The following is an 8,617-nucleotide window of genomic DNA, read 5'->3' on the forward strand; positions in this document are numbered from 1 at the left end:
GACGCGGTGACGCGGCTACGCGGTCATGCGGTGGGCGGTCAGCCGCCGAGGATCTCGCGCGCCAGCTTGGCGGTCTCGGTCGGCGTCTTGCCGACCTTCACGCCGGCGGCCTCGAGGGCCTCCTTCTTGGCGGCGGCGGTGCCGGAGGAGCCGGAGACGATGGCCCCCGCGTGGCCCATGGTCTTGCCCTCGGGGGCGGTGAAGCCCGCGACGTAGCCGACGACCGGCTTCGTGACGTTCTTCGCGATGTAGTCGGCGGCACGCTCCTCGGCGTCGCCGCCGATCTCGCCGATCATCACGATGAGGTCGGTCTCGGGGTCCGCCTCGAACGCCGCGAGGGCGTCGATGTGCGTCGTGCCGATGACCGGGTCGCCACCGATGCCGACGGCGGACGAGAAGCCGATGTCACGGAGCTCGTACATCATCTGGTAGGTCAGCGTGCCGGACTTGGACACGAGACCGATGCGGCCCGGCTTGGTGATGTCGCCCGGGATGATGCCGGCGTTGGACTGACCGGGGGTGATGAGACCCGGGCAGTTCGGGCCGATGATCCGGGTCTTGTTGCCCTTCGAGCCGGCGTACGCCCAGAAGGCGGCCGAGTCGTGGACAGCGATGCCCTCGGTGATCACGACGGCCAGCGGGATCCCGGCGTCGATCGCCTCGACGACGGCGGCCTTCGCGAAGGCCGGCGGCACGAAGAGGACGGACACGTCGGCGCCGGTCTTCTCCATCGCCTCGGCGACGGACCCGAAGACGGGTACCTCGGTGCCGTCGAAGTCGACGGAGGTGCCCGCCTTGCGCGGGTTCACGCCACCGACGATGTTGGTGCCGTCGGCCAGCATGAGCTTGGTGTGCTTCATGCCCGTGGCGCCGGTCATCCCCTGGACGATGACCTTGCTGTCCTTGGTGAGGAAGATAGCCATGGTGTTGGAGTCCCTCGTCCCTTACTTCGCAGCCGCGGCGAGCTCGGCGGCCTTGTCGGCCGCGCCGTCCATGGTGTCCACCCGCTGAACGAGCGGGTGGTTGGCGTCGGAGAGGATCTTGCGACCCAGCTCCGCGTTGTTGCCGTCGAGCCGCACGACGAGCGGCTTGGTGACCGCTTCGCCCTTGGACTTGAGCAGCTCCAGGGCCTGGACGATGCCGTTGGCGACCTCGTCGCAGGCGGTGATGCCACCGAAGACGTTGACGAAGACGGACTTGACGTCCGGGTCGCCGAGAATGATCTCCAGGCCGTTCGCCATGACCTCTGCGGAGGCGCCGCCACCGATGTCGAGGAAGTTGGCGGGCTTCACGTTGCCGTGGTTCTCACCGGCGTACGCGACGACGTCCAGGGTCGACATGACCAGACCGGCACCGTTACCGATGATGCCGACCTCGCCCTCGAGCTTGACGTAGTTGAGGTTCTTGGCCTTGGCGGCGGCCTCGAGGGGGTTGGCCGCGGCCTTGTCCTCGAGCGCCTCGTGGTCGGCCTGGCGGAAGTCGGCGTTCTCGTCGAGAGACACCTTTCCGTCCAGCGCCAGGATGCGGCCGTCCTTGGTCTTCACCAGCGGGTTGACCTCGACGAGGAGCGCGTCCTCGGCGACGAAGGTGTCCCACAGGGTCACCATGGCCTCGGCGACACCCTCGGCCACGTCGGCCGGGAACTTCGCCTGGGCCACGATCTCGCGGGCCTTGACGATGTCGACGCCGTCGACGGCGTTGACCGGAACCTTCGCGAGGGCCTCGGGGGTCTTCTCCGCGACCTCCTCGATCTCCACGCCGCCCTGCACCGACGCCATCGCGAGGAAGGTGCGGTTGGTGCGGTCCAGGAGGTACGAGACGTAGTACTCCGCCTCGATCTCCGGGGAGAGCTCGGCGATCATCACCTTGTGGACCGTGTGGCCCTTGATGTCCATGCCGAGGATGTCGGTCGCGCGAGCGACCGCCTCGTCGGCGTCTGCCGCCAGCTTCACGCCGCCGGCCTTGCCTCGGCCACCGACCTTCACCTGCGCCTTGACGACGGACTTGCCGCCCAGCCGCTCGGTCGCCTCGCGGGCTGCCTCAGGCGTGTCGATGACTTCACCGGCCAGCACCGGTACACCGTGCTTGGCGAAGAGGTCCCTCGCCTGGTACTCGAACAGGTCCACGCGCGTCCGTCCCTTTTATGGTCTCGCGGTTGGTTTTCTGCGTGGGCGTGCCGCGAGGGCAACGTGACTGCGCGGTCACTAGGGAGGCGCACACGGTGACCGGGTACGCGGCATGTCCATCCGGCAGGTTATCCCCGGGCCGCGCCGGACCCTAAATTGCAGATCACACCTGAGCGGTGATACCGGTCACAGACCGCCCTGGTGGCCGGGGTACGGAGGACAAAACGCCGGTCGCGCGGGGCGGGCCGGAGGGCTCCTGAGCAGGGTTCCCGGCCGCCCGGTCACCGGTCGGTGTCCGGTACCGGCAGGGGCCTCCTCTCGATCGCCGCCGCCATGACCTCGGGGAAGAGGTCCGGAGTGCAGGCGAAGGCCGGGGCGCCGAGTGCTCCCAGCGCCGCCGCGTGCTCCCGGTCGTAGGAGGGCGCCCCCTCGTCGGAGAGTGCGAGCAGGGTCACGAACCCCACTCCGGACGCCGTCATCGCGGCGGCCCGCCGGACCATCTCGTCACGGATCCCCCCTTCGTGGAGATCGCTGATGAGCACGACGACGGTGTCCGCCGGACGGGTGATCCTCGACTGGCAGTAGGCGAGCGCGCGGTTGATGTCCGTCCCCCCGCCGAGCCGCGTGCCGAACAGGACGTCGACCGGGTCGTCGAGCTGGTCGGTGAGGTCGACGACGGCCGTGTCGAACACGACGAGCCGGGTCGCCAGGGTCCGCATCGAGGCGAGCACCGCGCCGAAGACCGCGGCATGGACGACGGATGCGGCCATGGACCCCGACTGGTCGACGCAGAGGATGACCTCCTTCTTCACCGACCGGTCGGCGCGCCCGTGTCCGACGAGACGCTCGGGAATCACCGTGCCGGCCCCGTCCCGGCCGGGAAGGGGCACGTAGTTCCTGAGGTTGGCCCGGATCGTGCGGTCCCAGTCGATGTCGCGGTGCCGCGGCCGGCGGACCCTCGCCGAGCGGTCCAGCGCACCGGTGAGCACCGTCCTCGTGACGGTGGCCAGCCGGCGCTCCAGGTCCTCGACGACCTTGCGTACGACCGCCCGGGCCGTCTCCCTCGTCGTCTCCGGCATGGCCCTGCCCAGGGAGAGCAGGGTGCCGACCAGGTGGACGTCGGGCTCGACGGCCTCCAGCATCTCCGGCTCCAGCAGCAGGGCCGCGAGCCCGAGGCGGTCGATCGCGTCGCGCTGCATGACCTGGACGACGGAGCCCGGGAAGTACGTACGGATGTCGCCGAGCCAGCGGGCCATGGACGGGGCGGAAGCACCGAGCCCCGCGGAGCGCTCGGCTCCGCCCCGGCCGCCCGGCTTCCTCCCGCCGTAGAGCGCGGTCAGCGCACCGTCCATCGCCGCGTCGCGGCCGGTGAGCACGCGTCCCGTGCCCTCGGTGCCGTCCGCCCCGAGCACCATGCGCCAGCGCCGCAGCCGCTCGTCGTCGGCGGAAGTCGCGTCCATCGCCCTCTCCTCCTCACCTCGTGTCCGCACGTCCCTGCTCATCCGGCCGCGGCCCGCCGCGCCGGTTCCTCGATGCCGAGCAGCAGCCGGAGCACCGGAACCACCGCGTCCGCCCGTGCCTCGTCGAGCGCTCCGCCGAAGCCCGCCACGGTGGCCCCACCCTCGTCGCGCGCCGCACCGGCCCCGGGTCCCCGGCGGACGAGCTCGCCCAGCGTGCGCCGCACACCTGGCTCGTAGGCCGAGAACGTACGGCGCAGCAGGGGCAGCACGTCGGTGAACGTGTCGGCCGGTATACCGGTCAGCCACGCGTCGACGAGTCCGAGCAGCCGCTCGTCGTGGACGAGCAGCAGCCCGCCGCCCGCTCCCCCGACGAAGCCCTCGATCCATGCCGCCGCGTCGGCAGGTGCGGAACCTGGTGAGAGAGCCAGCCCCATGAGCCGGGCGGTCTCGCTCCCGGTGAGACGCCCGTCGTCCAGGAGCAGCCGCGTGGCCCGGCCCCGGACGAGCCCGGCGACCGACTCCCTGCCGGACAGCTTGCGCAGGACGGCGGCCCAGCGCTCGGGCAGCCCCTCCCCCCGCACGGTGCCGGCGAGCAGGGCGACCGCGGTGTGCACGCCGTCCACCCTGCGGTGCGCCTCGGCGGCGGCCTCCGCGTCGAGGGCGCTGCAGACGGGTGGCAGGCCCACACAGACACGCTCGGCGAGCCCGACAGCCACCTCCTCCAGGGCGGAGGTGTCGGTGGACCGCACGTCCCCGTACCGCAGGGAGCGGGCCAGGGCGGGCAGCGCGTCGGCGAGATGGCCGACGTCCGCGTCGAGGGCGGCACGGTCGGCGAGGGCCCTCATCACGCGTGGCAGCGCCTCGGGCAGACCGGCCAGGAGGCACCGCTCGGCGAGTGCGGTGACCCCGGCGAGCGACGACGCCGACAGGGCGTCCGCCTCGGCCCTGGCGGTCGCGGCGCCCAGCACGGTGGTGCCCCAGACTCCGGCTTCGGCGGTCCGGACGAACAGCTCGGGGTCCCAGTGCAGCCGCCAGCTCTCCCGGAACGTCCCCGTGCTGCCGCGGCCGGCGGCGGGCTCGCCCCACTCCACCCCGAGGAGCCGAAGCCGGTGCAGCAGCCTGCTGCGGGCCGCATCGGTGTCCTTGCGCAGATCGAGCTCCAGCTCGCGCTTCTCCGCCTCGGGCCTGAGCCTCAGGGTGCGCTGCTGCCTGTCCAGATCGCGCTGGAGCGGCACGGCGGGGGCGGTGTCCGGGACCTCGCCGAGGATCTCGCCGACGACGAGCCTGTCCCGCACGAGGGCGAGCGGCACGTCGGAGCCCTCGCACAGAACAGCCCTGACCGCGTCGGTCGCCTCCGCCAGGCCGACGGCCGGGCGGCCGCGCAGGGCCGCCAGCGTCCCGGCGAGCCGCACCGCCTCGATGACGTCCGCGGACGACACGGCCCGGTCCGTGCCGCGCAGGAGTCCGGCGACCTTCGTCATCCAGCGCTCCACGGGCCGGTCGGGTGCCGCGAACAGGTGCCCGTACCAGCCGGGCGACTCGATCCCCGCGCCGTATCCGCTGTCCCGGGCCAGCCGGCGATGGGTCCAGGGCACCCAGGTCAGCTCCGCCTTGACCTTGGGCATCCCCCTGAGGAGAGCCCGGTCGGCGGCGACCGTGGTCCGCGCGGCGAGCGCCGGCACGTGCCAGGCACCGCAGACCACGGCGACGCCGTCGCCGAACTCCTTCCGGGCGGCGCGCAGTCCGAGGCGCATGCAGGCCTCCCGGACGGCGTCGTGCGGATGCCCCCCGTCCCCGTGGGCCTCGCGCAGCGCGGTCATCGCCTCGGCGAGGACGGCGAACGGTGCGCACGGGTCGGCCGGCCCTCCGCCCGCCGCGCGGTGCTCGACGACGTCCTCCCACCAGCGCTCGGGGTCGTCGTGCCCCGCGGCCGCGGCCAGGATGCCGATCGGATCGACGCCCCGGGCCTTGGCCGGCCCGTCCGCCTGGCGGTCCGTCAGTGCCAGCCGGTGTGCGGCCGGCAGGTCCACGAAGCGCACGGGGACCCCGTGCGCCAGCGCCCAGCGGATCGCCACCCACTCCGGCGAGAAGTCGGCCATCGGCCAGAACACGGTGTGCCCCGGGTCGTCCACGGCGTGGGCGAGCAGCGCCACCGGCGGACGCATCCTGCCGTGCGCGGCGAGCGACAGCAGCGCGTCCCCTTCGGGCGGTCCTTCGACGAGTACGGCACCGGGCCGTACGGATTCCAGGGCGGCCAGGACCGCGCGGGCCGAACCGGGGCCGTGGTGGCGCACCCCGAGCAGCAGCGGACCGTCCGGCCTGGTGGCCCCCGCGGCGGGGGGTGTCATTCGGCGGCCTCACGGCAGGCGCGATAGAAGTCCTTCCAGCCGTCCCGCTCACGGACCACCGTCTCCACGTACTCCTGCCAGACCACCCGGTCCGCGGCCGGATCGCGGATCACGGCCCCGATGATGCCCGCGGCCACGTCCCCCGGGCGCAGGACGCCGTCACCGAAGTGGGCGGCGAGCGCGAGGCCTCCGGTGACCACGGAGATGGCCTCGGCCGTGGAGAGCGTCCCGGAGGGCGACTTCAGCGTGGTGCGGCCGTCCGTGGTGATGCCGTCGCGCAGTTCGCGGAAGACCGTGACGACACGTCGGATCTCGGCCATGCCGTCGGGCGCCGGGGGCAGGTCGAGCGCGCGTCCCGTCTGGGCCACGCGCCGGGACACGATGTCGACCTCGGCCTCGGGCGTCGCGGGCAGCGGCAGCACCACGGTGTTGAACCGGCGGCGCAGGGCGCTGGAGAGTTCGTTGACCCCGCGGTCGCGGTCGTTGGCCGTGGCGACGAGGTTGAACCCCCGGACGGCCTGGACCTCCTGCCCCAGCTCCGGGACGGGGAGCGTCTTCTCCGACAGGATCGTGATGAGCGCGTCCTGCACATCGGCGGGGATACGGGTGAGTTCCTCGATGCGGGCGGTCATGCCGTCGGCCATGGCCCGCATGACCGGGCTCGGCACAAGGGCCTCGCGGCTGGGCCCGTGGGCCAGCAGCTGGGCGTAGTTCCACCCGTAGCGGACGGCTTCCTCAGGTGTTCCCGCGGTGCCCTGGACCAGCAGGGTCGAGTCCCCGCTGACGGCTGCGGCGAGATGCTCGGACACCCAGGTCTTGGCGGTCCCCGGAACGCCGAGGAGCAGCAGGGCCCGGTCCGTGGCCAGTGTGGCCACGGCGGCCTCGACGAGACGGCGCGGGCCCACGTACTTCGGAGTGATCAGGGTGCCGTCCGGGAGTGTCCCACCGAGCAGATAGGTGGAGACGGCCCACGGGGAGAGCTTCCAACGGGCGGGCCTGGGACGGTCGTCGGTGGCGGCGAGCGCCGTGAGCTCGTCGGCGAAGGCATGCTCGGCATGCGGTCTCAGCGCTTCGCCGGCGGCGGCGTCGGTCTGTACGGACACGGTCATGGATCCCCCTCCGGATCGGTCGATCCGCTGCGGTTCCCACCGTGCACCACGCCACTGACAATCGGCTCCGACCGGGGCCGGAGCCGATTGTCAGTGGCGCCCTCTACCGTCGGTTCCATGGTGCTATCTCACGGGGGAGAGTCCGGGCGCTCCAGGGGTCCGGTGGAGCGTCGGGCGGTGGATCGAGTGCTGGAGGACGGCTCCGAGGCGGTGTCGGACGGGGTGGATCGGGGGCCGCACGCCGATCCTGAAGAGGCGTCACATGCGGCCGTACATAAGGCCGGGGACTCACCGAGCAGGGCCGCGGCGGCCCGTCGCGCCGGCCGCCGGGCCGAGCGCGTCACGGGCGGCGCGCAGGAGCTGGAGCAGCGCCTCGCCGATCTGCTGCGCGGTGGACTCGCGGCGGCGGACCGGCCGGAGTACGGCCTGTGGGAGGAGACCGCCGCCCGCATGGTCGACGCCCAGGCTCCGGGACTCGCGCACCGTGTGCGGGAGTTGGGCTCGGTCGTGGCATCGGGACCCGGCTGGCCGGTGCGGCTGCTGGAGGGGTGCGCGCTCCTGCATCTGCTGGACTCGGCCTGGCTCGGGCGCGCGCGGCTGCCCGGTCCGCTGGCCGCCACCGTGCGTGCGCGGGTGGGGCTGACGGCCTCCGCCGAGGGGCAGGCCGTCCGCGACCGCTGGACGGTCCTCGCCCGGTACGACACGCCGGACGGCAGGATCGTCACCCGCCGCATCTGGCTGCACGGCGGAAGGTCGGGGCGCACGGTGCTGCTCCTGTCCTACGGAGGGCCCGGACGCGCCCCGGCCCTGGACCTGTCGGCGGGCACCGTGGTCGACGCCGAGGTGAGGCCGTATCCGGGCGGAGGAGGACTTCGGGCGGAGCTGGGGCCGCAGTTCGGTGAGCCCGTCACCGCGGTGGCGCCCCCGCCCGGCTCCACGACGGCCGATGCCGTCGCCGCGTACGGGCACGCCCTGCGGGACGACCCGTGGCTGGACTCCTGGCCGGCCGTCCTGCGGGACGTCATACCCGCGCCGTCCGGGGACGGCTGGCAACTGATCGGCGAGGCGGACGGATCCGCCCTGCCGTTGGCACCCCCGGCGCTGTCCAGGCCGGGCCTGTGGAAGCTCGTGGCTCTCTCCGGAGGTGGCCCTCTGACGGTGTTCGGCGAGTGCGGGCACCTCGGCTTCGACCCGCTCGCCGCCTGGTGCGGCCCGGGGTCGGGGGACGGCGCCGGGGCGGGGGCGGCCGTGGCGCTCGTCTGACGCCCGGCATCCGCTCGACCCGGGACCCGCCCGTCCTGGTCGGGGCGCGCCACGTGGGCCGGGGCGGCCCCGAGCAACCACGCGAGTTCCCGATCCACGAATCCCTGACCCACGTTTCCCGATCCACGTCGTCCGGACCACCGGAAGGGACCCGATGCCCACCACCGCCACACCGCCCGGCCTGCCCGTGAACGACTCGTGGGAGGAGCTCGTCGCCTCGGCCCTGCTCGGCACCGACCGGCGCCCCCTCAGAGGCGAGGGCGGCTCCGCACTCGGACCGGCGGCGCTGCTCGACGCGGCGGCGGTGCACA

6 protein-coding genes are annotated in these 8,617 nt (G+C 73.2%); 1 reads left to right on the plus strand and 5 read right to left on the minus strand.

The window, feature by feature from the left end:
* Positions 1-38 precede the first annotated feature (38 nt).
* The 5 genes from sucD to B9S57_RS31550 form a co-directional block, all read right to left on the minus strand.
* Positions 39-923: a succinate--CoA ligase subunit alpha gene (sucD, locus tag B9S57_RS31530; RefSeq protein ID WP_103760576.1), complete on the minus strand. Its 885-nt coding sequence runs from the start codon at positions 921-923 to the stop codon at positions 39-41.
* Between the two features lie 21 nt (positions 924-944).
* Positions 945-2,126 carry an ADP-forming succinate--CoA ligase subunit beta gene (gene sucC / locus B9S57_RS31535; protein WP_103760577.1) on the minus strand — a complete coding sequence of 394 codons (1,182 nt, stop codon included), beginning with the start codon at positions 2,124-2,126 and terminating at the stop codon, positions 945-947.
* 281 nt (positions 2,127-2,407) lie between these two features.
* Positions 2,408-3,586 carry a VWA domain-containing protein gene (locus B9S57_RS31540; RefSeq protein ID WP_181011548.1) on the minus strand — a complete coding sequence of 393 codons (1,179 nt, stop codon included), beginning with the start codon at positions 3,584-3,586 and terminating at the stop codon, positions 2,408-2,410.
* Between the two features lie 38 nt (positions 3,587-3,624).
* On the minus strand, positions 3,625-5,934 hold the full coding sequence (locus tag B9S57_RS31545; protein WP_103760579.1) for a DUF5682 family protein: 2,310 nt from the start codon (positions 5,932-5,934) through the stop codon (positions 3,625-3,627).
* Positions 5,931-7,043 carry an AAA family ATPase gene (locus B9S57_RS31550; RefSeq protein ID WP_103760580.1) on the minus strand — a complete coding sequence of 371 codons (1,113 nt, stop codon included), beginning with the start codon at positions 7,041-7,043 and terminating at the stop codon, positions 5,931-5,933. The genes B9S57_RS31545 and B9S57_RS31550 overlap by 4 nt, the downstream gene beginning before the upstream one ends.
* A gap of 177 nt (positions 7,044-7,220) precedes the next feature.
* On the opposite strand from B9S57_RS31550, the gene B9S57_RS31555 reads away from it, so the two are divergent.
* Positions 7,221-8,306: a hypothetical protein gene (locus B9S57_RS31555; protein WP_374935998.1), complete on the plus strand. Its 1,086-nt coding sequence runs from the start codon at positions 7,221-7,223 to the stop codon at positions 8,304-8,306.
* Positions 8,307-8,617: the final 311 nt, after the last annotated feature.

The sequence above is a fragment of the Streptomyces sp. SM10 genome, from assembly GCF_002910915.1.
Taxonomy (GTDB): domain Bacteria; phylum Actinomycetota; class Actinomycetes; order Streptomycetales; family Streptomycetaceae; genus Streptomyces.

Bases quoted from the DNA above. Each gene is read 5' to 3' on its own strand.
- B9S57_RS31540 (WP_181011548.1), bottom strand. From the start codon at position 3,586: ATGGACGCGACTTCCGCCGACGACGAGCGGCTGCGGCGCTGGCGCATG.
- B9S57_RS31550 (WP_103760580.1), bottom strand. From the start codon at position 7,043: ATGACCGTGTCCGTACAGACCGACGCCGCCGCCGGCGAAGCGCTGAGA.
- sucD (WP_103760576.1), bottom strand. From the start codon at position 923: ATGGCTATCTTCCTCACCAAGGACAGCAAGGTCATCGTCCAGGGGATG.
- B9S57_RS31545 (WP_103760579.1), bottom strand. From the start codon at position 5,934: ATGACACCCCCCGCCGCGGGGGCCACCAGGCCGGACGGTCCGCTGCTG.